The organism is Pseudomonas sp. NY15364 (assembly GCF_048068235.1).
Classification (GTDB): Bacteria; Pseudomonadota; Gammaproteobacteria; order Pseudomonadales; family Pseudomonadaceae; genus Aquipseudomonas; species Aquipseudomonas mendocina_D.
Genome location: NZ_JBLUPX010000001.1, coordinates 1 through 22,445, shown reverse-complemented (window position 1 = coordinate 22,445; position 22,445 = coordinate 1). Strand labels below are relative to the sequence as shown.

At 63.9% G+C, this 22,445-nt stretch carries 24 protein-coding genes; 14 read left to right on the top strand and 10 right to left on the bottom strand.

What is annotated here, in order from left to right:
* The first annotated feature begins 12 nt into the window (after positions 1-12).
* Positions 13-825 carry a helix-turn-helix domain-containing protein gene (locus tag ACNFCJ_RS00120; RefSeq protein WP_416769107.1) on the top strand — a complete coding sequence of 271 codons (813 nt, stop codon included), beginning with the start codon at positions 13-15 and terminating at the stop codon, positions 823-825.
* Between the two features lie 257 nt (positions 826-1,082).
* Here the strand turns inward: ACNFCJ_RS00120 and ACNFCJ_RS00115 are convergent, their stop codons facing one another.
* Both ACNFCJ_RS00115 and ACNFCJ_RS00110 read right to left on the bottom strand, forming a co-directional pair.
* Positions 1,083-1,211, bottom strand: a complete 129-nt coding sequence (locus ACNFCJ_RS00115) for a hypothetical protein (protein ID WP_255311661.1) — start codon at positions 1,209-1,211, stop codon at positions 1,083-1,085.
* Between the two features lie 12 nt (positions 1,212-1,223).
* Positions 1,224-2,648, bottom strand: coding sequence for an aspartate ammonia-lyase (locus tag ACNFCJ_RS00110; RefSeq protein ID WP_416769105.1), 1,425 nt, complete (start codon positions 2,646-2,648; stop codon positions 1,224-1,226).
* Between the two features lie 179 nt (positions 2,649-2,827).
* Here ACNFCJ_RS00110 and ACNFCJ_RS00105 point away from each other — a divergent pair, with 179 nt between their 5' ends.
* Entirely contained in the window at positions 2,828-3,733 is a 906-nt protein-coding gene (locus ACNFCJ_RS00105; protein ID WP_256834053.1) for a LysR substrate-binding domain-containing protein, read from the top strand.
* 113 nt (positions 3,734-3,846) lie between these two features.
* Here the strand turns inward: ACNFCJ_RS00105 and ACNFCJ_RS00100 are convergent, their stop codons facing one another.
* Positions 3,847-4,941: a polyamine ABC transporter substrate-binding protein gene (locus ACNFCJ_RS00100; RefSeq protein ID WP_416769104.1), complete on the bottom strand. Its 1,095-nt coding sequence runs from the start codon at positions 4,939-4,941 to the stop codon at positions 3,847-3,849.
* A gap of 51 nt (positions 4,942-4,992) precedes the next feature.
* Positions 4,993-6,021: a histone deacetylase family protein gene (locus ACNFCJ_RS00095; protein WP_416769103.1), complete on the bottom strand. Its 1,029-nt coding sequence runs from the start codon at positions 6,019-6,021 to the stop codon at positions 4,993-4,995.
* Between the two features lie 212 nt (positions 6,022-6,233).
* On the opposite strand from ACNFCJ_RS00095, the gene ACNFCJ_RS00090 reads away from it, so the two are divergent.
* Genes ACNFCJ_RS00090 through ACNFCJ_RS00070 form a run of 5 tightly spaced genes read left to right on the top strand, consistent with a single transcriptional unit; the run spans position 6,234 to position 10,766 of the window.
* On the top strand, positions 6,234-6,503 hold the full coding sequence (locus ACNFCJ_RS00090) for a PepSY domain-containing protein (protein ID WP_416769101.1): 270 nt from the start codon (positions 6,234-6,236) through the stop codon (positions 6,501-6,503).
* Between the two features lie 53 nt (positions 6,504-6,556).
* Entirely contained in the window at positions 6,557-6,859 is a 303-nt protein-coding gene (locus ACNFCJ_RS00085) for a PepSY domain-containing protein (RefSeq protein WP_416769100.1), read from the top strand.
* A 10-nt stretch (positions 6,860-6,869) separates the two neighbouring features.
* Positions 6,870-8,150, top strand: a complete 1,281-nt coding sequence (locus ACNFCJ_RS00080) for a sialidase family protein (protein ID WP_416769099.1) — start codon at positions 6,870-6,872, stop codon at positions 8,148-8,150.
* A complete protein-coding gene (locus ACNFCJ_RS00075) occupies positions 8,143-8,733 on the top strand; it encodes a hypothetical protein (RefSeq protein WP_416769097.1) in 591 nt (196 codons plus the stop codon). Before ACNFCJ_RS00080 ends, ACNFCJ_RS00075 begins: the two co-directional genes overlap by 8 nt.
* Positions 8,730-10,766 (top strand): LTA synthase family protein, encoded by a 2,037-nt coding sequence (locus ACNFCJ_RS00070; protein WP_416769095.1) that lies wholly within the window; start codon positions 8,730-8,732, stop codon positions 10,764-10,766. Before ACNFCJ_RS00075 ends, ACNFCJ_RS00070 begins: the two co-directional genes overlap by 4 nt.
* Before the next feature lie 103 nt (positions 10,767-10,869).
* Here ACNFCJ_RS00070 and ACNFCJ_RS00065 read toward each other — a convergent pair whose 3' ends face one another.
* From ACNFCJ_RS00065 to adhP, 3 genes are all read right to left on the bottom strand, one after another.
* On the bottom strand, positions 10,870-11,862 hold the full coding sequence (locus ACNFCJ_RS00065) for an AraC family transcriptional regulator (RefSeq protein ID WP_416769093.1): 993 nt from the start codon (positions 11,860-11,862) through the stop codon (positions 10,870-10,872).
* An 80-nt stretch (positions 11,863-11,942) separates the two neighbouring features.
* Positions 11,943-12,737 (bottom strand): hypothetical protein, encoded by a 795-nt coding sequence (locus tag ACNFCJ_RS00060; protein ID WP_416769092.1) that lies wholly within the window; start codon positions 12,735-12,737, stop codon positions 11,943-11,945.
* 121 nt (positions 12,738-12,858) lie between these two features.
* On the bottom strand, positions 12,859-13,881 hold the full coding sequence (adhP, locus tag ACNFCJ_RS00055) for an alcohol dehydrogenase AdhP (protein WP_416769091.1): 1,023 nt from the start codon (positions 13,879-13,881) through the stop codon (positions 12,859-12,861).
* Positions 13,882-14,157: 276 nt separating this feature from the next.
* Here adhP and purE point away from each other — a divergent pair, with 276 nt between their 5' ends.
* From purE to ACNFCJ_RS00025, 6 genes are all read left to right on the top strand, one after another.
* Positions 14,158-14,649 (top strand): 5-(carboxyamino)imidazole ribonucleotide mutase, encoded by a 492-nt coding sequence (purE, locus tag ACNFCJ_RS00050; RefSeq protein ID WP_416769089.1) that lies wholly within the window; start codon positions 14,158-14,160, stop codon positions 14,647-14,649.
* Entirely contained in the window at positions 14,649-15,734 is a 1,086-nt protein-coding gene (locus ACNFCJ_RS00045) for a 5-(carboxyamino)imidazole ribonucleotide synthase (RefSeq protein ID WP_416769088.1), read from the top strand. Before purE ends, ACNFCJ_RS00045 begins: the two co-directional genes overlap by 1 nt.
* A 55-nt stretch (positions 15,735-15,789) precedes the next feature.
* On the top strand, positions 15,790-16,554 hold the full coding sequence (locus ACNFCJ_RS00040; RefSeq protein ID WP_416769086.1) for a substrate-binding periplasmic protein: 765 nt from the start codon (positions 15,790-15,792) through the stop codon (positions 16,552-16,554).
* A gap of 66 nt (positions 16,555-16,620) precedes the next feature.
* Positions 16,621-16,866: a GlsB/YeaQ/YmgE family stress response membrane protein gene (locus tag ACNFCJ_RS00035; protein ID WP_024306226.1), complete on the top strand. Its 246-nt coding sequence runs from the start codon at positions 16,621-16,623 to the stop codon at positions 16,864-16,866.
* 63 nt (positions 16,867-16,929) lie between these two features.
* The gene (locus tag ACNFCJ_RS00030) at positions 16,930-17,463 is read left to right on the top strand and encodes a DUF3299 domain-containing protein (protein ID WP_416769084.1); all 534 of its coding nucleotides are present in this window, start codon (positions 16,930-16,932) and stop codon (positions 17,461-17,463) included.
* Positions 17,464-17,493: 30 nt separating this feature from the next.
* Positions 17,494-17,967, top strand: coding sequence for an FAD/FMN-containing dehydrogenase (locus ACNFCJ_RS00025; protein ID WP_416769082.1), 474 nt, complete (start codon positions 17,494-17,496; stop codon positions 17,965-17,967).
* On the opposite strand, the gene ACNFCJ_RS00020 is transcribed toward ACNFCJ_RS00025, so the two are convergent.
* The 3 genes from ACNFCJ_RS00020 to ACNFCJ_RS00010 form a co-directional block, all read right to left on the bottom strand.
* A complete protein-coding gene (locus ACNFCJ_RS00020) occupies positions 17,960-18,862 on the bottom strand; it encodes a D-hexose-6-phosphate mutarotase (protein ID WP_416769081.1) in 903 nt (300 codons plus the stop codon). The genes ACNFCJ_RS00025 and ACNFCJ_RS00020 overlap by 8 nt on opposite strands.
* 99 nt (positions 18,863-18,961) lie before the next feature.
* Positions 18,962-20,338, bottom strand: coding sequence for a TRAP transporter large permease (locus ACNFCJ_RS00015; RefSeq protein ID WP_074859838.1), 1,377 nt, complete (start codon positions 20,336-20,338; stop codon positions 18,962-18,964).
* Entirely contained in the window at positions 20,331-20,876 is a 546-nt protein-coding gene (locus ACNFCJ_RS00010) for a TRAP transporter small permease subunit (protein WP_004422912.1), read from the bottom strand. The genes ACNFCJ_RS00015 and ACNFCJ_RS00010 overlap by 8 nt, the downstream gene beginning before the upstream one ends.
* 245 nt (positions 20,877-21,121) lie before the next feature.
* Here ACNFCJ_RS00010 and ACNFCJ_RS00005 point away from each other — a divergent pair, with 245 nt between their 5' ends.
* Positions 21,122-22,222, top strand: coding sequence for a TRAP transporter substrate-binding protein (locus ACNFCJ_RS00005; protein WP_143505002.1), 1,101 nt, complete (start codon positions 21,122-21,124; stop codon positions 22,220-22,222).
* Positions 22,223-22,445 lie beyond the last annotated feature (223 nt).

The window sequence follows — 22,445 nt, the reverse complement described above, 5'->3', positions numbered from 1 at the left end:
TGGAGCGGCCATATGTCCGATTCCCTCGGCAGCAATCTGAAATTGCTTTGCAGCCATTACCGCTCGATTGCCGAGGTATGTCGCAAGCTGTCGATCAACCGCGCGCAGTTCAACCGCTACCTGGCCGGGCAGAGCCGACCGACCACGCACAATCTCAAGCGCATCTGCGATTTCTTCGGCGTCGAACCCTTCGAGCTGAGCATGCCGGCCGAGCAGTTCACCCGGCTGATTGGCGCACGCAGCGGCGATACGCAGCCGCACAGTGGCAACGATCCATTGCTGGAGCTGTTCACGCCGCTGCGCCGTCAGGCCAGCCCGATGGAACGCTACTGCGGCTACTACTTCGAATACTCCAACTGCATGTCGGTGCCGGGGCATGTGCTGCTATCGCTGGTGCACCTGCGCGAGGAGCGCGGCAACTACCTGTTCGAGCGCCAGGAACGTCAGGAGCGGCAGGAGCCCGCACGTGGCGAGGACTGGGTCCGCTGTCGCTACCTGGGCACGGCGTTCTTCCTGCAGGACCGCCTGTTTCTGGTGGACTACGAGTCGCTCACCGGCAACGAGATGAGCCAGACCATCCTCATCCCCAGCTTCAAGAGCCGCATCATCCGCCTCAACGGCATCAAGACCGGCGTCTCCAGCGGTGACCGGCGCACGCCGGCCTGCACCCGCGTGGTCTGGCAGTACCTGGGCAACGAGATCAACCGGGTCAACGCCTATCGCCAACTGATGCTCTACTCCCCCGACGACCCACGCATCGACGACGACATTCGTCAGCGCCTGGGCGGCGCGCAGCTGCGGGGGGGATTGTTCGAGATGGAGTGAGGCCTGCGGCGTTTGCCTTCGCGCAGGCCAGGCATCGTCTGTGCAGTCAGCTCGCGATCATGCGGATTGGCGGCCGCCGCAATGCCCTTGGCGCAGATCGTCCAGGCGGTGCCGGGGCTATGCCGGGTGCGGGCGCTGAAAGCCGGTCGAGCGGCGGTGTACCCGCCGGCAGCTTTTCCCGAGTGGCAGGTCAAAAAAAGGGATGGCCGAGGCCATCCCTGAAGATCGAGGCTGGTGATGCCTCCTATGAAAGACGCTCAGCTGCGTTGACGGGCTGGTGCCTGGCTCGCGCCGGTGTAGAAACCCGCCAGGCCCGGCCAGAAGCGGCGCGGCGGATGCAGGGTGCGGAACAGGAACTTGACGCTGGGGGGCTGTGACGGTTGCAAGGTCGTTCTCCGTTACTGCTGCAGGGGCACGAGGCGTGGGGCGATCATGTTCTCGGGGCGCAGGATGTCAGCCAGGGTGGCCTCATCCAGCAACTGCTCCTCGCGCACCAGTTCCAGCACGCCGCGCCCGCTTTCCAGGGCGACCTTGGCGATGCGCGTGGCGTTCTCGTAGCCGATGTAAGGGTTCAGCGCGGTGATCAGGCCGATGGAGTTTTCCATCAGTTCGCGGCAGCGCGCTTCGTTGGCGGTGATGCCGTCGATGCACAGCTCGCGCAGCATGTCCATGGCGCGGGTCAGCAGGCGGATCGAGTCGAAGATCTTGTAGGCGATCAGCGGCTCCATCACGTTCAACTGCAGTTGGCCACCTTCGGCGGCCATGGTCAGCGCCAAGTCGTTGCCGATCACTTCGAAGGCCACCTGATTGACCGCCTCGGGGATCACCGGGTTGACCTTGCCCGGCATGATCGAGCTGCCCGGCTGGCGCGCCGGCAGGTTGATCTCGTTGATGCCGGTACGCGGGCCGCTGGACAGCAGGCGCAGGTCGTTGCAGATCTTCGACAGCTTGACCGCGGTGCGCTTGAGCATGCCGGAGAACAGCACGAAGGCGCCCATGTCGCTGGTGGCTTCGATCAGGTCGGCCGCCGGCTTGAGCGGGTGACCGCTGATCACGCTCAGGCGCTTGACCGCCAGGGCCTGGTATTTCGGGTCGGCGTTGATGCCGGTACCGATGGCGGTGCCGCCCAGGTTGACCTCGGTGAGTAGCGCCGGGGCGAGCATCTTCAGGTGCTGCAGGTCTTCGCCCAGGGTGGTGGCGAAGGCGTGGAATTCCTGACCCAGGGTCATCGGCACGGCGTCCTGCAACTGGGTGCGGCCCATCTTCAGCACATGGCCGAACTCCAGCCCTTTGGAGGCGAAGGACTGAATCAGCTTTTCCAGCGCACTCAGCAGGCTGTCATGGCCGAGCAGCAGGCCCAGGCGAATGGCAGTCGGGTAGGCGTCGTTGGTCGACTGCGCCATGTTCACGTCGTTGTTCGGGTGCAGGTGCTGGTACTGGCCTTTCTCAAAGCCCATGGCCTCCAGCGCAATGTTCGCGATGACTTCATTCGCGTTCATATTGGTCGAGGTGCCAGCGCCGCCCTGGATCATGTCGACCACGAACTGCTCGTGGAACTCGCCCTGGATGATGCGTGCACAGGCAGTGCTGATTGCCGTGTGCTTGGCGGCGGACAGATGGCCCAGCTCGCGGTTGGCGTCCGCCGAGGCCTGCTTGACCATGGCCAGGCCGATTACCAGCTTCGGGTAATGCGACAGCGGCACACCGGACAGGCGGAAGTTCTGCACGGCGCGCAGGGTCTGGATGCCGTAGTAGGCATCAGCGGGGACTTCGAGGGTGCCGAGCAGGTCTTTTTCGACGCGAACAGATGCAGCAGAGGACATGATCGAGATGACTCTTGGGGAATACGGCGAGCGCCGCGATGCCTATAGATTAAGGGCTTTGCTTATCTGCAAGCCAATGCTGTTACTTGCTGCCCTATGCACAATCAGCATAATGCAGAAGTGACCGCAAAGATGCACCAAACGTGTGCATAAGCCGATATTGAGCAAAGGACGCACCCGTGAACCTGGAAACCAAATGGCTGGAAGACTTCGTCACCCTCGCCGCTACCCGCAGCTTCTCCCAGGCGGCGCAGAAACGCTTCGTTACCCAGCCGGCGTTCAGTCGACGTATCCGTAGCCTCGAGTCGGCGCTGGGGCTGACGCTGGTCAACCGCTCGCGCACGCCGGTGGAGCTGACCGAGTCCGGCCAGCTGTTCCTGCTCACTGCGCGCAGCATGGTCGAACAGCTGGGTGAGGTGGTGCGTCACCTGCATCACCTCGAAGGGCAACAGGGCGAAGCGCTACAGATAGCAGCGGCGCACTCGCTGGTATTCGGTTTCTTTCCCGAATGGATCGCCCGCCTGCGCCGCGATGGCCTGCCGCTGAGCACCCGCCTGGTGGCGACCAACGTCGGCGAAGCGGTGCACTCGCTACGTGAGGGCACCTGCGACCTGATCCTCGCTTACCACGACCAGGACGCCGCCGTGCAGCTGGCGCCGGACATGTTCCCGTCCTTGCACCTGGGCTACAGCGAAATGCTGCCGGTATGCGCCGCAGATGAAACAGGCGCCCCCCTGTTCGACCTGGACACCGGACAGAGCGTCCCGCTGCTGGCCTACAGCGCCGGCACCTTCCTCGGCCGCTCGGTGAACCTGCTGCTGCGCCAGCGCGCCCTGCGCTCGACCACCGTGCACGAAACCGCCATGGCTGACAGCCTAAAGGCCATGGCCCTGCAAGGCCTTGGCGTAGCCTGGGTGCCACGGCTATCGATGAGCCCCGAGCTGGCCCGTGGCGAGCTGGTGATTTGCGGCAAGGAACACTGGCATATCCCGCTGGAGATCCGCCTGTATCGCTGGGGCATGTCGCGCAAGGCGGCCGTGCGCCTGCTGTGGCGCAAGCTGGAGACGGGCGAGGTGGGCGGCTGAGCGCACTCTTCAGTTAAAGCAATCGCGGCTGAAGCCGCTCCTACAGAGCATCACACACCCCGTAGAAGCGGCTTCAGCCGCGAGATTTTATGCTCGAGCCAAACCGCTGAGGCTCACTTGCCCGACTTGATCGACGTCCACGCCCGCGTACGCACGCGCTCGATCTTCTGCGGCAGCGGCTGCACCACGTACAGCGACTTCTGCAGCTCCGGCGTCGGCGTCAGATCGGCATCGTCGGCGATCTCCGCGCCCACCAGTTCCATGCCCGGCACGTTGGGGTTGGGGTAGCCGAGAAAATCGCTGATCGGCGCGATCACCTTGGGTTCGAGCAGGTGGTTGATGAAGGCGTGGGCTTCGTCGACGTTCTTCGCGCTCTTGGGGATGGCCCAGGTGTCGAACCAGATCGGCGCACCTTCTTTCGGCAGACGCCAGTTGATCACCACGCCGTTGCCGGCCTCCTTGGCGCGGTTGGCGAACTGGTAGAAGCTGCCCGAATAGCCGATGGCCACGCAGATGTCGCCGTTGGCGATGTCGGTCATGTACTTGGCAGAGTGAAAGTAGGCCACGTAGGGGCGCACTTTCAGCAGCAGCTCGGTGACCTTGTCATAGTCGGCCGGGTTGGTGCTGTTGGGGTCGAGACCCAGGTAGTGCAGGGCGATGGGGATGATCTCGGTGGGCGAGTCGAGCATGGCCACGCCGCAGGATTTCAGCTTCTCCATGTACTCGGGCTTGAACACCAGATCCCAGCTGTTGACCGGCGCATCATCGCCGAGCGCAGCCTTGACCTTGTCCGGGTTGTAGCCGATCAGCACGGTGCCGTACATGTAGGGCACGCCATACTGGTTGCCCGGGTCGTTCTTCTCCAGCAGCTTGAGCAGCGCCGGGTCGAGGTTTTTCCAGTTGGACAGCTTGGACTTGTCCAGCGGGGCGAATACGCCGGCCTTGATCTGGGTTTCGAGGAACTGGTTGGAGGGGATCACCAGGTCATAGCCGGAGTTGCCGGTAAGCAGCTTGGCCTCCAGCGCCTCGTTGGTCTCGAAGGTGTCCCAGGTGATCTGGATGCCGGACTCCTTCTGGAAGTCCTTGGGCACCTCCGGGAGGATGTAGTCGGCCCAGTTGTATACGCGCAGCTCCTTGGCCTGTACCGCACCGCTGAGCAGGGTGGCGCTGCACAGGGCGACGCCGAGCATCTGTTTGATGGCTTTCATCGTTTCTCACCCCTGAAATGTTGCTCTTGTTTTGGCAGATTTGATCGCCGATCAGGCGCCTTCGAAGCCTTCCAGCACGTTGACCGCGTTGACGCCGATGGCCTCCACCGCGTAGCCGCCTTCCATGATGAACAGCGTCGGCAGGCCCAGCGCGGCGATGCGCCGGCCCATGGCCAGGTAATCTGGGCTGTCGAGCTTGAACTGCGAGATCGGGTCTTCCATGTAGGTGTCCACGCCCAGCGACACCACCACGACTTCCGCACCGTAGTCGGCGATGCGCTGACAGGCCTGCTCCAGCGCCGCGCTCCAGGTGTCCCAGGAACTGCCCATCGGCAACGGGTAATTGAAGTTGCAGCCCTCACCGGCGCCCTCGCCCAGTTCGTCGGCGTAACCGAGAAAGAACGGGAATTCCTCGGCCGGGTCGCCGTGGATCGAAGCGAACAGTACGTCGCTGCGCCGGTAGAAGATGTCCTGGGTGCCGTTGCCGTGGTGGTAGTCGACATCGAGGATAGCGACTTTCTTGCGGCCCTGGTCGAGGAAGGCCTGGGCGGCGATGGCGGCGTTGTTCAGGTAGCAGTAGCCGCCCATCACGTCGCCGGCAGCGTGGTGGCCTGGCGGACGGCACAGGGCGAAGGCGCTATGGGCGCCATTGGCAATTTCCTGCTGGGCGCTTAGCGCGACCTGGGCAGCGCTGTAGGCGGCCTGCCAGGTACCGGCGGTGATCGGTGCGCCGCCGTCAAAGCTGTAGTAGCCGAGCTGGCCATGCAGGTCGTTGGGGATCATAGTGCGCAGGGTGCGCGCCGGCCAGGTGAAGGGCAGCAGATCACCCTTGCCGCCCTGTTCCTGCCAGCGCGCCCAGGCGCCCTGAAAGAACTCCAGGTAGGCCTTGCTGTGGATGCGCTCGATGGGCGCCAGGCCAAAATCCTTGGGCGCGCGGACTTCGCCGAGCCGGCGGTTCTTCACGCGGGCGAGGATGTGGTCGGCGCGCTGCGGCTTCTCGAAACAGGGCATCAGTTGCCCGTCGATCAGCTCGCATTTGCCATGGTGCAGGTGGTGGTCGTCGCTGTAGTAGGTGAGCATGCAAAGCGCTCCAGGCTCGTTGTTGTGCCTGCATTGTTCGCCTGCTCGGCCAGCGTCGAGAACGCTGGCAACGGCCAAAAGGGGATCGAAATGGCCAATTTGCGCTGCCACCCGGATGCTCGCCGACAAGATGTAACGGGGTGTGAGCCTTAAGCTTTCGTTAAGCCTGTGCGCCGAAGGTGACGGCTCCGAACCCCATCAGGAGCCTCACCATGCGCCGTCTACTGCTAGTTTCCGCCCTGCTCGCCTGCGCCGCGCCGGCCTTCGCCAAGACCGAATGCACCACGGCCGAGCGCTCCACCTGGCAAGACCCCGAGCAGTTCCAGGCCAAGCTGGTGGCCGATGGCTACAAGATCAACAAGTTCAAGGTCACCGACGGCAACTGCTACGAGATCTACGGCTTCGACAAGGAAGGCCGCAAGGTGGAGATCTACCACGACCCGGTCAGCGGCAAGGCCGTGAAGACCGAGATCGAAGACTGATCGCAGCCCGGCGCCGGGCCTGGTGGCCGGCGCCTCGTGACGAGAGCCTCGCCATGCACCACCTAGCCCGCACCGCCCTGGGCGGCCTGCTGCTGTTCAGCGCTACGCCGCTGCTGGCCGACACCGATTGTGCCCGCCCCGACCGCAGCGCCTGGATGCCCGAGTCGCAGTTCCGCGAGCAGATGAAGCGCCAGGGCGTGCAGATCACCAAGTTCCGCATCACCCCCGGCAATTGCTACGAGATCTATGGCTTCGATGCCAACGGCCGCAAGCTGGAGATCTACTACGACCCGGTCGATGCCCGCCCGGTAGAAGAAGTCGCCAGCTCGCACCTGGCTTCGCCCAGACACCCCTGAACCACCGAACATGACCTCGACCCTCAAGACCTGCGCCCTGCTGCTGGGCGCTGCCACGGTGTTCGTCTGGGCCTGGCTCGGCGCCGCGCCGCATGCGCTGGCACCCTTCGCCAACCAGCCGACGCCACCCGCAGCCGATGCGACACCGGCCCTGGCCGCGCACTTCGCCTCTTCCGATCTGGAGGATTTCGTTCACTCCGCCTCCATCACCGGCATGCCCGGCGGCGATCTGATGGCGGCCTGGTTCGCCGGCAGCCGCGAAGGCGCCGCCGATGTGCAGATCCGCGCTGCGCGCTTCGATGCCGCCAGCGGCCAGTGGAGCGCCGAGCGCGTACTGGCCACCCGAGAGGCCACCCAGCGCGCGGTCGGCAAGCACATCCGCAAGCTGGGCAACCCGGTGATCAGCCTGGCGCCGGACAATCGCCTGTGGCTGTTCTACGTCTCGGTGTCGCTCGGCGGCTGGGCCGGCAGCGCGGTCAACGCCATGGTCTCCGACGACCTCGGTGAAACCTGGTCGGCGCCCCGCCAGCTCGTCACCAGCCCCTTCCTCAACATCAGCACGCTGGTGCGCGCCGCGCCAGTGTTCCACGCCGACGGCAGCATCGGCCTGCCGGTGTATCACGAGTTTCTCGGCAAGTTTCCCGAGTACCTGCATCTGAGCGCCGCTGGCGAAGTGCTGGGCAAGTACCGCATCGACAAGGGGCGAGATTCTCTGCAACCGACCCTGGTGACGCTGGACGAACGCCGCGCCGTGGCCCTGCTGCGCTATGCCGGCGAAGCGCATCACCGCGTGCTGGCCAGCTACAGCGAAGATGCCGGACGTAGCTGGAGCCGGCCAAAACCGGTAGAGCCGAGCAACCCCAACTCGTCCCTGGCAGCGGTCGGCCGCCCCGACGGCAGCCTGCTGGTGGCGATGAACGACCTGGAGGACGGCCGTTTCCGCCTGACTCTCTACGCCACCGACGCCAAGCTGGGCAACTGGCGCACCCTGGGCGAGCTGGACGAGACGCCCAACCCCTGGGGCGAGCCGATCTCGCACGACGAATTCCCTAACGTGGTCAGCGAGAAATATCGCGCCAGCGGCGGCAGACCCGAGCTGCAGGCGCGCTTTCTCGAACAGGTAACGGCACGCATGTGCAGCGCCGACGGCTGCACCTTCGACTACGAATACCCCTACTTCACCCGCGACCGCGAGGGCACCTACCACCTCGTCTATTCGTGGAACGACATGTTCATCAAGCACCTGGCCTTCAACGAGGCCTGGCTGTCGGAGCGCCGCCCGCATGACTGACTTCTGGCTGCCGCATCTGGCCTTTACCCTGCTGCTGTTCCTGATCCTTGCGCGGCTGACGCGCAATAAATCCCAACACGGCATTCTGCTGGCGGGTTGCCTGCTGCTTAGCCTGGTGCCAGCGCAAGGCATTAGCCTGGCGCTGCAGTTGCGCACCTATATCGGCGACCTGTCGGTGGCCAGCCTGGTGCTACTCGGCTGGGCGACCCTGATCCGCTTCGGCGTGCCACCTGCCAGCGCCGGTGATCGCCTGGCCAGCCTGGCGCTGTTCGCCGGCCTGGCCGTGTTGCTCTACCCGGCAGCACTGGGCCTGAGTTATGCCGACCCCTACCAGCTCGGCTTCGAACCGCGGCCGATGCTGCTGGTGCTGGGCCTGCTATGCGCGGTGCTGATCATCCAGCGCAGCTGGCTCGGCGCCCTGGCACTGATACTGGCGACCCTGGCCTTCGCCCTGCGCCTGGGCGCCTCGGAAAACTATTGGGACTACCTGATCGACCCCTACCTGGCCCTCTATAGCCTGGGCGCGCTGCTCAGCGCCGCTGTGCGCTGGCTGCTGGCCCGACCGACAAGGAACCTCGCATGAGCTGGCTGACATCCCGCCGCCTGCATTACCTGGCAGGCCTCACGGCGCTGCTGTTCGTACTCTTCGCCGCCTTGCGCATGCTGTTTCTGCTGGGCTTTTCCGCCGTCGACAGCATCGGCGAGCCGCACGTGCTGCCCACCCTCGGCATCGGCCTGCGCTTCGACCTGCGTCTGGCCCTGCTGCTGATGTTGCCAGTGGGCATCCTGCTGGCGTTGCCCAAGCTGCGCCTGGCGCGTTTTCGCGCCGTGCGCTGGCTGCTGCGCGGCTATCTGCTGCTGGCCGTGGCGGCGCTGGGCCTGCTGTACATCATCGATTTCGGCCACTACGCCTACCTGGGCGTGCGCCTCAATGCCACGGTGCTGCGTTTTGCCGGCGATGCACAGATTTCCGCCGGCATGCTCTGGCAGACCTACCCGGTGCTGTGGATAACCCTGACCTGGCTGCTGGGTGTGGCGCTGTGGGCCTGGGCGCTGCTGCGCCTGGAGCGCGCCACCCTGGATCGCCCCGCCAGCGGCAAGGTTGGTGTGCTGCCAGCCCTTGGCGGTGCGGCAGTGGTGGGCGTGCTGGTGTTCTTCGGCCTGCTCGGCCGCGCCAGCGCGCTGAATCTGGAGAACCCGGTGCCGCTGCGCTGGAGCGATGCCTTCTACAGCGGCAACAGCCAGATCGGCGCGCTCGGCCTCAACCCGGCGCTGTTTCTCTTCGACACCCTCAAGCTCGAACCCGCCACCTTCGACGAGGCCGCCACGCGCGAGCATTACCAGGTGGTGGCCGATTACCTGGGCGTCAGCGAGCGTGATGCGCAGGGGTTGAATTTCTTCCGTCACCAGCCGCTGCAGGCGCACCGTATCCAGACCGAGCGCCAGCCCAACGTGGTTTTCGTCATGCTCGAATCCCTCGGCACCAGTGCGGTGGGTGCCTACGGCAACCCGCTGAACCCGACGCCGAACCTGGATCGTCTGGCCCAGCAAAGCTGGTTCTTCCGCCACTTCTACGTGCCGGTCACCGGCACCGCCAAGACGGTGTGGGCGAGCATCACCGGCATCCCCGACGTGTCGCGCCAGGAGACAGCCACACGTAACCCGCTGATCGCCCGCCAACGCACGCTGATCAATGCGCTCGACGGCTATGAGAAGTTCTACATGATCGGCGGCAACGCCGGCTGGGCCAACATCAATGCGCTGATCCGCCAGAGCATCGACGGTGTGCAGCTCTATGAGGAACGCCACTGGCAGTCGCCACAGGTGGATGTCTGGGGCATCTCCGACCTGGATTTCTTCAAGGAGAGTTCGCAGATTCTCGGCGCCCTGCCGAAGGACAAGCCGTTCTTCGCCTACCTGCAAACCTCCGGCAACCACCGCCCCTTTACCATTCCCAAGGACAACGACGGCTTCGAGGTGCTCGACCTGCCGCTGGAGCAGGTGCAGCAGGCCGGCTCGCGCAGCGTCGAGCAGTACAACGCGGTGCGCCTGCTGGATTTCAACATCGGCCGCCTGATGGGGCTGGCCAAGGAGCAGGTTTTTTACGACGACACCATTTTCGTCTTCTTCGGCGACCACAACACCCGCATCAGCCAGATCCCGCACATGGCGCCAGCCTTCGAGCAACTGGGGCTGGAGAGCAACAACGTGCCGCTGCTGATTCATGCACCGAAATGGTTGGCGCCGCGCGAGTTCGACGCAGCCGTGGGCCTGGCCGACCTGCTGCCGACCGTGGCCGGGCTGGTCGGCGTGCCCTTCGACAACGGCGGCCTCGGTCGTGACCTGCAACTGCCAGCGCCGGAAGGCGAGCGCGTGGTACCGCTGGTGCTGCAGGAAGGCAGCTTCCCGGTGATCGGCGCGGTGACCCGTGATTTCCTCGTGCAGATGCAACACGACGGCAGCTCGCCGACTCTGCACGACCTGCGCTCGCCGACGCCGCGCGACAACGTCGCCGAACGCCACCCCGAGGAATTCCAGCGCCTGCTGGCGCTAAGCCGTGGCCTGCACGAAGCCGCGCGGTTGCAGATGTATCGCAACGTACAAGCAGAGAAGTGAGCACACTTGTGGGAGGCGCTTTAGCGGCGAGCTTTTATCGCGGCTGAAGCCGCTCCTACGGAGTGTGTAGGAGCAGCTTCAGCCGCGAATGCCATCGCTCGTCTCAGGCGCGAAAGCGACTTGGCGGCACGCCGCTCCAACGCTGGAAGGCATGGCGGAAGCTGGCGGTCTCGCTGAAGCCGAGCACTTCGGCGATGCGGTACACAGGCCATTGCTCCTCATTGAGCAGTGCCTTGGCACGCTCGAAGCGCAACTCGTCGAGCAGGCCCTGGTAGCTGGTGCCCAGCTCCTGCAGGTGGCGACGCAGGGTACGCGGCGAGCAGTGCATCTGCTGCGCCAGGTTCTCCAGCCCAGGCGGCTCGGCCAACTGTGCGGCGAGCAACTGGCGCACCCGCTCCAGCCAGGCCTGGCGGCTGCTGAACTCCGCGTTCAGGCGACGGCAGCGCTCGACCATATCGCCATGGGTGACGCTGTCGGCCAGCGGCAGGCGGCGCTCCAGCAACGCGGCAGGAAAAGCGAAGGCATTACGTTGCGCCTCGAAGCGCAGCGCGCAAGGAAAACTCTTTGCATAGCGCTTCATATAGCGCGGTTGGGCATAGGTGAACTCGGCACCCTCCAGCGGCAGCGGCTGACGCAGCAGCTCATCGCCGATCAGTTTCAGCGAAGCCAGGCACATCTCCACGTTGAACACTTCCAGCGCCTCGGCATCGCGATAGCCGCTGGCGCAGATCCAGGCCAGCTCGCCTTCCACCTGCATATCGAGGCGAAAATAGGTGCCGAGCAGCGCCGGGTACTGCAACAGCAGGCGCCAGGCGTCACCAAAGGTGGCAGCCGAGAGTGCGGCGTAACCAAGCAGCCCATAGGAGGAAACATGCAGGCTGCGCCCCAACTCCAGCCCCATGTCGGCACGCAGGGCCAGGGCATTGGCACACACCTGCAACTCCTGCACCCGGGTGATGCGCGCGTCGGCATTGTCCAGATCAGCCGCACCAATACCGCTCCCGGCCAGCAACTGCGGGCGCAACTCGGGCTGGTCGGCGAAGCGTTGCAGGATCAGGGAAACCACGTGCAGGGTGGTCAGCGAGGCGTGCAGCATGATGCGTTCCGTGGGGGAAGACTGAGAATAGAACGCAAGAAATATGCCGCGAGGGGCGGGGCAACGCCCGCCCGATACGATCAACGGTTACGCAGGATGGCGTTGATGAAGTCGCCCTGGTTGGCTTCATCCGAATGGGTGGTGAACTGCAGCTGACCGTCCTTCTCGTGCAGTTTCATCGCCTCGCCAAAGCGGCAATCGACGCCCTTGAGGGTCTTGGCTTCGGCCTTGTAGCGGTCATCACTGCCGCACAGATAGGCCATCTGATTGACCACCTCGCCGCAGAAGCTCGGCACGCTGAGGCCAATCAGTTGCTCATCGCTGATCGCGCTCCAGTCGACCTTGGTCGTCAGCGGTGTGCCGCAGGCCTTGGAAGCTTCGCTATCCATCTCCTGCAGGCGGGCGCTGTAGTCGGCCAGGCGCTGCTTGCGATCGAAGGCCGCCAGACGCGCCTGCAGGCCATCCTTTTCCTGCTTTTCATAGAGTGCCAGGAGATCCTTCGGCTTCAGCGCCTTGGTCTTGTCCTCGTTGTAGCTGAGCTCGAAGCCCTGAGTGTTCGGCAGGTTGAGCTGGTAGTTCTCGCCGCTCCAGGCGCGCCGCTTGTTCAACAGGTTGTAGTCACGACCATCGAGACGGATGCCGTAGTCGCGCTGCTCGTTGCCCAGCTCGCGAACGTCGGTGAGGAACACCACTTCGTCGAGCGGGTGGTTGATGCCGCGGACCTGCACCAGCGCCTGCTTGCCGTCGGCAGAAGGAGCCAGCGCCAGGCTGACGCCCTGGCCGGCATCAAAGACCTGCGGATGCTTGGCCAGATCCAGCGCAGCGGCTTGAAGAGAGAGCAGGGAGAGAGCAACGAGCGAAACGTACTGTTTCATGACGACACGTCCTTGTACGGATGAAGGGCGCACAGTATAGCCAGCCGTCCGGCAGCAATCTGTGCGCTCTTCCGCGTCCGTTCTGTAGGAAAATTGCCTATCCGTGGCCATTTCCCCCGTCTTAGAACTGCAGTACCACCCGCCCCTCGATCTGCCCGCCGCGCATCTGGTCGAAGATGCCGTTGATGTTGTCCAGGCTGTCGCTGTGTACCGTGGCCTTGACCAACCCTTCGCCGGCAAAGTCCAGCGCCTCCTGCAGATCGGCGCGGGTGCCGACGATAGAGCCGGTGATGCTGATGGCCTTGAGCACCACGTCGAAGATCGGCGTGGGGAAGTCACCCGGCGGCAAGCCCACCAGCGCCACCGTACCGTGCCGACGCGCCATGCCGATGGCCTGACCGAAGGCGGCGTTGGACACCGCGGTGACCAGCACGCCGTGGGCGCCACCGATATCGCGCTGCACCACCTCGGCCGGGTTTTCCTTGCGCGCGTTGATGGTCAGGCTGGCGCCGAGCTTGCGCGCCAGCTCCAGCTTGGCGTCGTCGACATCCACCGCGACCACGTGCAGGCCCATGGCGCGCGCGTACTGCACGGCCACGTGGCCGAGACCGCCGATGCCCGAGATGGCCACCCACTGGCCTGGGCGTGCCTTGGTTTCCTTGAGGCCCTTGTACACCGTCACACCTGCGCAAAGGATCGGCGCGATTTCCAGGAAATCGACGGTTTTCGGCAGAATGCCGACGTAGTTCGGATCCGCCAGCACGTATTCGGCGTAACCGCCGTTGATCGAGTAGCCGGTGTTCTGCTGACTCTCGCAGAGCGTCTCCCAGCCGGTCAGGCAGTGCTCGCAGCAGCCGCAGGCGGTGTAGAGCCAGGGCACGCCGACACGGTCGCCTTCCTTCACCCGAGTCACACCGCTGCCGACCGCCGCCACATAGCCGACGCCCTCGTGGCCGGGAATGAACGGCAGGCTCGGCTTCACCGGCCAGTCGCCTTCGGCTGCGTGCAGGTCGGTGTGACATACACCCGAGGCTTCGATCTTCACCAGAATCTGCCCCGGGCCAGGTAATGGGGTTTTCACCTCCTCGATACGCAGCGGCTGGCCGAAGGCGTGGACGACTGCGGCTTTCATGGTCTGATTCATAGGCTGTTCCTCTTCCATGCGAGTGTCTGGCCAGTGTGCGCGCGCAGCCCACGCCGGCATTGCTCCAGAGCAAGGTTTAGGCGTTTTTGCCGCATGGTCACGGCCGGCGTGACAAACGGTCGTCGCCACTGCCCGCCAGCGGCGGCTTTGCGTTATACTGCGCGGCCTTCGGCCGGCAGCACCCGGCCAACGAATCATGACAAGCCACGCTGGCCCGCCCGCGTGGCTTGTTGGTTTTTGACGCGCCGCGAGGCGCCCGAGAGAAGAGGCACGACGATGAGCGCACTGGTTGGCGTGATCATGGGCTCCAAGTCCGATTGGTCCACCCTTAGCCACACCGCCGAAATGCTGGATCGGCTGGGCATTCCCCACGAGGTCAAGGTGGTATCCGCCCACCGCACCCCGGATTTGCTGTTCCAGTACGCCGAAGAGGCCGAAGCCCGTGGTATCCAGGTGATCATCGCCGGTGCCGGTGGTGCTGCCCACCTGCCGGGCATGTGCGCGGCCAAGACTCACCTGCCGGTGCTCGGCGTGCCGGTGCAGTCGTCCATGCTCTCGGGCGTCGACTCGCTGCTGTCGATCGTGCAGATGCCGGCCGGCGTTCCGGTCGCCACCCTGGCCATCGGCAAGGCCGGCGCGGTCAATGCCGCCCTGCTCGCCGCCAGCATCCTCGGACACCAGCACCCGCAGTTTCACGCGGCGCTGAAGCAGTTCCGCGAAGAGCAGACCAACACCGTGCTGGAAAATCCGGACCCGAGGGCGCAGTAATGAAGATCGGCGTGATCGGTGGCGGCCAGCTGGGCCGCATGATGGCCCTGGCGGGCACCCCGCTGGGCATGAACTTCGCTTTCCTCGACCCGGCACCGGACGCCTGCGCCCAGGCGCTCGGCGAGCATATCCGCGCCGATTACGGCGATCAGGATCACCTGCGCCAGCTGGCCGACGAGGTCGACCTGGTCACCTTCGAGTTCGAGAGCGTGCCGGCCGAGACCGTGGCCTTCCTCTCGCAGTTCGTGCCGGTCTACCCGAGCGCGGAAGCCCTGCGCATCGCCCGTGACCGCTGGTTCGAGAAATCCATGTTCCGCGAGCTGGGCATCCCCACCCCCGAGTTCGCCGATATCCAGTCGCAGACCGACCTCGATGCCGCGGTAGCCAGCATTGGCCTGCCGGCGGTGATGAAGACCCGCACCCTGGGCTACGACGGCAAGGGCCAGAAGGTCCTGCGCAAGCCGGAAGACGTTACCGGCGCCTTCGCCGAGCTGGGCAGCGTGCCGTGCATCCTCGAAGGCTTCGTGCCCTTCACTGGCGAGGTGTCGCTGATCGCCGTGCGCGCCCGTGACGGCGAAACCCGTTTCTACCCGCTGGTGCACAACACCCATGACAGCGGCATCCTCGCCCTGTCCATCGCCAGCACCGATCACCCGCTGCAGGCGCTGGCCGAGGACTACGTCGGTCGCGTGCTGGACCGACTCGACTACGTGGGCGTGCTGGCCTTCGAGTTCTTCGAGGTGGACGGCGGCCTCAAGGCCAACGAGATCGCCCCGCGCGTGCACAACTCCGGGCACTGGACCATCGAAGGCGCCGAGTGCAGCCAGTTCGAGAACCATCTGCGCGCCGTCGCCGGCCTGCCGCTGGGCTCCACTGCCAAGCTGGGCGAGAGCGCCATGCTCAACTTCATCGGTGAAGTACCGCCGGTGGACAAGGTGATCAGCATCGCCGACTGCCATCTGCACCACTACGGCAAGGCCTTCAAGGCCGGGCGCAAGGTCGGTCACGCCACGCTGCGCAGTGCTGATCGCGCCAGCCTGGATACCGGCATCGCGGCGGTTCAGGCGCTGATCGGTAGAAGCTGAAAGGGCGAATCGCAGCTAAGCTCTTGAACGACGGCGGTCGTTCAAGAGCCCCTCCATGAAACGTCTCCTTTCCTTACTGCCTCTGCTCTTCGCGTTGACCTGCGCCGCTGCGGACGATGTGCTGCGGGTCGACTTTCGCGAGCGTCCACCGGAGATGCGCGCGGTCGACGGCATGCCCAGCGGTCCGCTGATCAGCGTGCTGGAAACCGCCGCCCATCGCCTCGGTATCGATCTGCACTGGCGCGAAGCCCCCTTCCTGCGCAGCCTCGACGACCTGCGCTCGGGGCGCATTGACCTGGTGCCGCGCGTGCTCATGACCGAGGCGCGCCGCGCCTATATCCACTACCTGCCCAGCATCGGCAATCAGCAACTGAACGTTCGCTTCGTCGTGCGCCCTGGGGAAGAAGCCAGGCTGAGCCGCTACGCGGATCTGTACGAGCTGTCTCTGGGTGTTAAACGCGGTACGTCCTATTTCGAACCTTTCGACAGCGATGACCTGCTCGGCCGCGCCTATGCCAGCGACGATGCGCAGCTGGCCGCGATGTTCCGGGCTGGGCGCCTGGACACCATCGCGGTGATCGACGCCGTACCGATGGAGGCGCAATTCCAGGCCATGAACTTTCGCGCCTACAGCTACGCGCACTACACCCACCAGCAGGTACTGGGCAACCACTTCGGCGCATCGCTGAAACGCTACCAGAGCGACCGGCGCGAGCTCTATGACCGCCTAGGCGCTGAGCTGCAACGCATGCGTGAAGAGGGCGAAGTTGCCCTGATCTACCGCCGTTATGGCGTTCTGCCGCCAGACGAGGCGAACTGATAGCCCCATTGACTTGTCTCATGACGCGCCTGCCGCACACGCGGCACTCATCAAGGAGATACGCCAATGGGCATTATCGGCACCATTTTCATCGGCCTGATCGTCGGTCTGGTCGCACGCTTTCTCAAACCCGGCGATGACAGCATGGGCTGGATCATGACCATCCTGCTTGGCATCGGCGGCTCCATTGCCGCCACCTACGGCGGGCAGGCGCTGGGCATCTACGAAGCTGGCCAGGCGGCCGGTTTCATCGGCGCAGTGATCGGAGCCATCGTTCTGCTGGTAATCTACGGCGCGATCAAGAAGGGCTGACAAGCCCAGCCAGGAGCCGACTTGTCGGCTCCTCGTTTACGCCGCCACGAGATGCCATACCCCATGCGCCACTTGCTGCTCGCCCTACTCTTTTGTACCGGCCTGGCCCACGCCGAATTGCCGGAAACCGACTGGCTCGATTTGATGCCACCCGAAGACCGCAAGGCCCTCGAGGAAATGCCCGAGATCAGCCACGACAGTCCTGAAGGCGACAGCACCTTCTACAGCGAGGGCGGCCTGCGCCAGCAGGATCAGGATCTGCCGGCAGTGATGTACTCCGCCAAGACCGTGCCCGAACTCGACGGCAAGGCGATCCGCCTGGGCGGCTATCCCGTGCCGCTGGAAAACGACGAGAAAGGCAACAGCACCCTGTTCTTCCTGGTGCCTTACCCCGGCGCCTGCATCCACGTGCCGCCACCACCGCCCAACCAGCTGGTGCTGGTGCGCTATCCGAAGGGCATCGCGCTCGAAGACATCTACGCCCCGCTGTGGGTCAGTGGCACGCTCAAGGTGGAGAAGATCAGCAATGACCTGGCCGACGCCGCCTACGCCATGGACGCGGGCGAAGTGCGCCTGGTGACCGACGAAGACCTCTAACCCCCCGCTGTCCCTGCTAGGAGTTCCAGCATGAAAGCTGCTGCCCTGCTGTTGCTGTGCCTGCTATCCACCGCTGCACTGGCCCTCGAGCCAGGCGAGCGCCTGGCGCCCTGGACGCTGCTGGATCAGTTCGACGCGCCTTACACCCTGAACGATGAGACGCAGATCCTGCTGGTGGCCCGCGACATGGACGGCGCCAAGCTGGTCGACGCTGCGCTGGAAGGCAAGCCCAAGGGCTATCTGGAACAGCGCCAGGCGGTCTTTCTCGCCGACATCAGCCGTATGCCCGGCGTCATCGCCACGCTCTTCGCCCTGCCGAAGATGCGCGACTATAACTACCGCATCCTCCTCGACCGCGACGCCCGCATCGCTCCGCGCTACCCGGCGGCGGAAGGCAAAGTGCTGTGGTTGCAACTAAAGGATGGGCAGTTGGTTCAGCAACAGACCTTTACCAGCGCCGAGCCGCTTCGCCAGGCGCTGGAGCAGCAGGGCAGCGCTAACTAGCTAGCAGCTCGCTGGACAGGCGCAACTCAAGGCGATGACGCTCATCGGCTTTCAGCTGCACGATGTCTTCCAGCACGTTGGCCGTCTCGATGCAAAGCATGTTCTGCCAGGCCTCGTCGGGGAACTGCGACAGGCGCTTGGCCTTGTCGACCCAGGGATTCCACAGCACAGCCGAACGTGATCCACGAGCATCCAGATGGATGCGCCGACCCCATCCGGGATCGACGATGCTCAGTCGCGCGGCGGTGTCGAAGTAGATGCGATCGGTCTCCGCATCGAACACCAGCGCTTCCTGCTGACGCAGCTCCTGCCAGTCCTGCAAGGTGTCGATATAGCGGCAGCCCTGCAGCCCCTCGACGCTGACCTGGCGCACGTCGCTGACGGCGAAGTAGCTGTGCAGCGCCTGGCTCAGGGTCAGCGGCTCCGTACCGCGATTATGGGTTTCCAGGCTCATGCCGAGATCGTCTGCCAGGCGCACGACGAAGGTCAGGCCGACATCCCTGGGCCAGCCCTCCAGCGGCTGAGTGCGTGTGTCGTAGGCAAAGCGCAGGGTGACGGCGTCGTCCTCCTCGTCGATGCCCAGCAACTCCCAGTCCAATGCACGCACCAGACCATGGGCCGGCGCCTGCTCGAGGTGATAGTGCGCCTGCACGGCCTGCGGATTGCGGCGCAGATCTCCGAACCAGGGCCAGCACACCGGCACACCACCGCGCACGCTTTGGCCACGCTTATAGGCCGCATCCGGGCTTAGCCAGATCAGCGGCGGCTGCTCACCCTGCTGGTAACTGAGAATCTGCGCGCCCTGCTGGGCTACCAGCAATTCGCTGCCGGCAGCACGAATGCGCCAGCAGACCAGTTGATCCAGTTCCACGCGTTCGACTTGGGCGGTGCTCATGACGACCTCTCGTTGAGATAGATGACCAATAGTGTGACAACGCAAAAAGCAAAACGCCCATCACGAGGACGGGCGTTTTGCCAAACCAGCCAGCGAGACTTACTTGCCGTAGACCTGCTCCGGCAGCCAGGTGATCAGCCCTGGGAAGATATAGGCGATCACCAGCAGCAGAATCTGGATCAGGATAAACGGCACCACACCTTTGTAGATGGTACTGGTGGGAATGCTCGCCGGTGTCACTCCACGCAGATAGAACAGCGCGAAGCCGAATGGCGGAGTGAGGAAGGAGGTTTGCAGGTTGAGTGCGATCATCACGCCCAGCCAGATCGGATCGAGCCCCATGGCCAGCAGCACCGGACCGACGATCGGCACCACCACGAAGGTGATCTCGATGAAGTCGAGGATGAAGCCGAGCAGGAAGATCACCACCATCACTAGGAAGAACGCGCCGAGCACACCACCTGGCAGCTGGGCGAACACATCCTCGATCAGCGCCTCACCGCCGAAGCCGCGGAACACCAGGGAGAACAGCGACGCGCCGATCAGGATCATGAAGACCATGGCACTGATTTCGGTGGTGCCGTAGGCCACTTCCTTGAGCTGGCCGAAGTTCAGCTTGCCCTTGCTGAAGGCCAGCAGCATCGCGCCTACTGCGCCCAGCGCAGCGGCTTCGGTGGGGGTAGCGTAGCCAGCCAGGATCGAGCCCAGTACCGCGCCGATCAGGATCAGCGGCGGAATCAACGCCTTGCCCAGTTTGCCCCATTCGATCGGGCCGAGTTCTTCTTGCGGCAGTGCCGGCAGTTTCTTCGGCTGGAAGATGGCGACGGCAATGATGTAGACGATGTACAGACCGACCAGCAACAGACCGGGCAGCAGAGCGCCGACGAACAGGTCGCCAACCGAGACGGTCTTCGGCGAGAAGATGCCCATCTTCAGCTGCGCCTGCTGATAGGCGCTGGACATCACGTCACCCAGCAGCACCAGCACGATGGACGGCGGAATGATCTGCCCCAGGGTGCCGGTAGCAGCCAGAGTGCCAGTGGAAATGGCCGGATCATAGCCACGGCGCAACATGGTCGGCAGTGCCAGCAGGCCCATGGTCACCACGGTGGCACCGACGATACCGGTGGAAGCAGCGAGCAGGGCACCGACCACGCACACGGAAATCGCCAGGCCGCCACGCAGGGTGCCGAACAGGCGCGACATGGACTCGAGCAGGTCTTCGGCCACCCGTGAGCGTTCCAGCATCACCCCCATGAACACGAACAGCGGCACGGCGAGCATCGTCTGGTTGTTCATGATGCCGAACAGGCGGTTCGGCAGGGCGCTGAGGTAACCAGGATCAAAGGTGCCCGTGACGACACCGATGGCGGCGAACAGCAGGGAAACGCCAGCCAGGGTGAACGCTACCGGGAAGCCGGCCATCAAGGCCACGCAAATACTGACGAACAGCAGAATCGCCATCAACTCAGCCATGTTTCACCTCCGGAGCTGGCAGGCGACCGCTGAAGACGTAGATTGCCTTGATCAGATTGGAAATACCTTGCAGTACCAGGCTGACGACCAGTACCAGGATGATGCTTTTCTGCAGGTAGACGAACTTGAGGCCGCCAGATTCGCTTGACGCTTCGAAAGTCGACCAGGCGTTGCTGACGTAATCCCAACTGGCCCAACCGAGGAACAGCGCGACCGGCAGCAGGAACAGCAGATTACCGAAGATCTCGACCAGCGCCTGACGGCGGCCGCTGAACTTCTGGTAGAAGATGTCCACACGCACGTGTCCGTTGCGTTGCAGCACCCAGGCCGCTGCACCCATGAACACCAGTGCATGCGCGTAGAGCACCGCCTCTTGCAGGGCCGTAGCGCCGATGCCGAAGCCGTAGCGCAGCACCACGACGACAGCGGTGCCGATTACCAGAAAAACCGTCAGCCAGGCGCAGGCCTTGCCGAACCAGCTGTTAAGGGCATCGATCAGGTATGCAAGAGCGAGGGGAAATGAAGGCTTGTCGGACATAGTGAGTCCTTTATCGTTATGAGTAGGAGACAGGACAGCGAACCTGTTGGCTGCATATCACGCCGCCCGCGTCCTTATGGGCTGCAGGCCGGCGATTCTATGCAGGCTACCGGTATTGCAGCAATGCCCGTAAAACTTTAGTCGTAGTAGCTAGGCTTGTGAGTCACGACCCCCTATGTTATTCACGTCCGGTCTACCTCCGGCGATCCCGTGGTAAGACCAATACAACAATAAAGGAGCATTGCATGAAACGTCGCGACATACTCGCCGCAGCGGGCGTAGGCCTTGCAGCCACCGCACTGGCTGGCTGTAAAGAAGAGGCCAAGAGCGCCGCAGCACCTCAAGAGGGTTCGAGTTCCCAAACCTTCAACTGGAAGATGGTCACCTCCTGGCCGAAAAACTTCCCGGGCGTCGGCGTCGGGGCCGAGCGCTTCGCCAAGCTGGTCGATGAAATGAGTAACGGCCGCCTGAAGGTCAAGGTATACGCAGCCGGTGAACTGGTGCCGGCCCTGGAAGTATTCGATGCAGTCTCCCGTGGTACCGCCGAAATGGGTCATGGTGCCCCTTACTACTGGAAAGGCAAGGTTCCCGCTGCGCAGTTCTTCTGCGCCTCGCCATTCGGCCCCAATGCTCAGGAAATGAACGCCTGGTTGCACCGTGGCGGTGGTCAGCAGCTGTGGGAAGAAGTCTACAAGCCGTTCGGCGTGTTGCCGATGGCCTGCGGCAACACCGGCGTGCAGACAGCCGGCTGGTTCAACAAGGAAATGAACTCGGTCGACGACTTCAAGGGGCTGAAGATGCGTACCCCGGGCTTGGGCGGCGAAGTGCTGACCAAGATGGGCGGTACCGTGGTCAACATGCCGGCCGGTGAGATCTTCACCGCCATGCAGACCGGCGCCATCGACGCCACCGAGTGGATCGGCCCATACAACGACCTGGCCCTCGGCCTGCACAAAGCAGCCAAGTACTACTACACCCCGGGCTGGCAGGAGCCGAGCGTTCTGTTCGAGCTGGACGTCAACATCAAGGCCTGGGAAACCCTGCCGGCAGATCTGCAAGCCATCGTTCGCGCGGCTGCTCGTGACGTCAACGGCGACATGCTCGACGATTACAACGCCAAGAACATGGAGGCCATGGAGCAGCTCAAGGCCGACGGCGTGGAAGTTCGCCGCCTGCCGGACGAAGTCCTGGCACGCCTGAAGGAAGTGGCTGCCGAGGTGGTCGATGCCAGCGCTGCGGCCGATCCGGCGGCAACCAAAGTCTGGGAACATCAGAAGGCCTATCTCAAGCGCCTGTACGAATACGCGGAAAGCAACGAGAAGGATATCTACAACATCCGCGGCTGACCGCTCAGGGCAAAACAAAACGCCGGCTTCTACAGACTGTGTGAAAACGTTCTGAACTGAACCGGTTCAATACAAACGCCTCGATTGATTCGGGGCGTTTGTGTTTTTACTGGTGCAATGATGCAAAGTGCAGCGCTCAGGTCAGCAGCTCGATCATGCGGCGTGCCCCGAGTACCGAAATAGCACGTTTGAGGTTGTAGGCTTGCACGGCCATCGCCATCTC

Bases quoted from the DNA above. Each gene is read 5' to 3' on its own strand.
- ACNFCJ_RS00060 (WP_416769092.1), bottom strand. From the start codon at position 12,737: ATGAAACAGTACGTTTCGCTCGTTGCTCTCTCCCTGCTCTCTCTTCAA.
- ACNFCJ_RS00075 (WP_416769097.1), top strand. From the start codon at position 8,143: ATGACTGACTTCTGGCTGCCGCATCTGGCCTTTACCCTGCTGCTGTTC.
- ACNFCJ_RS00085 (WP_416769100.1), top strand. From the start codon at position 6,557: ATGCACCACCTAGCCCGCACCGCCCTGGGCGGCCTGCTGCTGTTCAGC.
- ACNFCJ_RS00120 (WP_416769107.1), top strand. From the start codon at position 13: ATGTCCGATTCCCTCGGCAGCAATCTGAAATTGCTTTGCAGCCATTAC.
- ACNFCJ_RS00030 (WP_416769084.1), top strand. From the start codon at position 16,930: ATGCGCCACTTGCTGCTCGCCCTACTCTTTTGTACCGGCCTGGCCCAC.
- ACNFCJ_RS00090 (WP_416769101.1), top strand. From the start codon at position 6,234: ATGCGCCGTCTACTGCTAGTTTCCGCCCTGCTCGCCTGCGCCGCGCCG.
- ACNFCJ_RS00040 (WP_416769086.1), top strand. From the start codon at position 15,790: ATGAAACGTCTCCTTTCCTTACTGCCTCTGCTCTTCGCGTTGACCTGC.
- purE (WP_416769089.1), top strand. From the start codon at position 14,158: ATGAGCGCACTGGTTGGCGTGATCATGGGCTCCAAGTCCGATTGGTCC.
- ACNFCJ_RS00070 (WP_416769095.1), top strand. From the start codon at position 8,730: ATGAGCTGGCTGACATCCCGCCGCCTGCATTACCTGGCAGGCCTCACG.
- ACNFCJ_RS00080 (WP_416769099.1), top strand. From the start codon at position 6,870: ATGACCTCGACCCTCAAGACCTGCGCCCTGCTGCTGGGCGCTGCCACG.
- ACNFCJ_RS00045 (WP_416769088.1), top strand. From the start codon at position 14,649: ATGAAGATCGGCGTGATCGGTGGCGGCCAGCTGGGCCGCATGATGGCC.
- ACNFCJ_RS00005 (WP_143505002.1), top strand. From the start codon at position 21,122: ATGAAACGTCGCGACATACTCGCCGCAGCGGGCGTAGGCCTTGCAGCC.
- ACNFCJ_RS00015 (WP_074859838.1), bottom strand. From the start codon at position 20,338: ATGGCTGAGTTGATGGCGATTCTGCTGTTCGTCAGTATTTGCGTGGCC.
- ACNFCJ_RS00065 (WP_416769093.1), bottom strand. From the start codon at position 11,862: ATGCTGCACGCCTCGCTGACCACCCTGCACGTGGTTTCCCTGATCCTG.
- ACNFCJ_RS00010 (WP_004422912.1), bottom strand. From the start codon at position 20,876: ATGTCCGACAAGCCTTCATTTCCCCTCGCTCTTGCATACCTGATCGAT.
- ACNFCJ_RS00020 (WP_416769081.1), bottom strand. From the start codon at position 18,862: ATGAGCACCGCCCAAGTCGAACGCGTGGAACTGGATCAACTGGTCTGC.
- adhP (WP_416769091.1), bottom strand. From the start codon at position 13,881: ATGAATCAGACCATGAAAGCCGCAGTCGTCCACGCCTTCGGCCAGCCG.
- ACNFCJ_RS00025 (WP_416769082.1), top strand. From the start codon at position 17,494: ATGAAAGCTGCTGCCCTGCTGTTGCTGTGCCTGCTATCCACCGCTGCA.
- ACNFCJ_RS00100 (WP_416769104.1), bottom strand. From the start codon at position 4,941: ATGAAAGCCATCAAACAGATGCTCGGCGTCGCCCTGTGCAGCGCCACC.
- ACNFCJ_RS00095 (WP_416769103.1), bottom strand. From the start codon at position 6,021: ATGCTCACCTACTACAGCGACGACCACCACCTGCACCATGGCAAATGC.
- ACNFCJ_RS00110 (WP_416769105.1), bottom strand. From the start codon at position 2,648: ATGTCCTCTGCTGCATCTGTTCGCGTCGAAAAAGACCTGCTCGGCACC.
- ACNFCJ_RS00035 (WP_024306226.1), top strand. From the start codon at position 16,621: ATGGGCATTATCGGCACCATTTTCATCGGCCTGATCGTCGGTCTGGTC.